Source organism: Oleiphilus sp. HI0123, assembly GCF_001635315.1.
On the sequence record NZ_LWGE01001774.1, the window covers coordinates 1 to 596 of the forward strand.

Sequence of the window (596 nt, forward strand, 5' to 3'; positions counted from 1 at the left end):
GCCGCTGCTGCATGATCCTGAGTAGAGAAAATGTTACATGATGACCAGCGAACGTCAGCACCAAGGTCGACCAAAGTTTCGATTAGAACTGCTGTCTGGATTGTCATGTGGATACAACCCATGATTTTTGCACCAGCCAATGGTTGTGCTTCTTTATATTTTCTACGTAAAGCCATCAGTGCAGGCATTTCGCCTTCAGCGATTTGAATTTCTTTACGGCCCCAATCGGCTAGATTGATGTCGGCAACTTTATAATCTGTGAAGCTCATAATTATGTCCTGTCTTGTGGGCCGGATTGCTTTCCGGCCAACGTAATATTGAGTGCAGGCTGAAGTAGGTTCAGTCTGTCGTATTAGTAAAAATTACTGTCTTTAAACCTTTGCAGCTGCTTTCAAGGCATCGATCTTGTCAGTTTTTTCCCAGGTGAAAGCGGTGAAGGTCTTAGTTTTCTCTTCGCCGTTTTCCTTGTAACTATAGGTATGCTCAAAAGGTTCGCGTCCGAAATGTCCATAGGCAGCAGTAATTTGGTACATCGGATAAAGCAATTCTAGTTGATTCTGGATTGCATAAGGTCGAAGATCGAAAACTTCACGGAT

Annotated in this window: 2 protein-coding genes; both read right to left on the reverse strand. The window is 43.5% G+C overall.

The window, feature by feature from the left end; all coding sequences use genetic code 11:
- The coding region (locus tag A3761_RS23915; RefSeq protein ID WP_197473223.1) for an adenosylhomocysteinase at positions 1 to 269 on the reverse strand (269 nt) is incomplete at its 3' end.
- A 102-nt stretch (positions 270 to 371) separates the two neighbouring features.
- Positions 372 to 596: methionine adenosyltransferase domain-containing protein (locus A3761_RS23920; RefSeq protein ID WP_197473224.1), on the reverse strand; the 225-nt coding region annotated here is incomplete at its 5' end.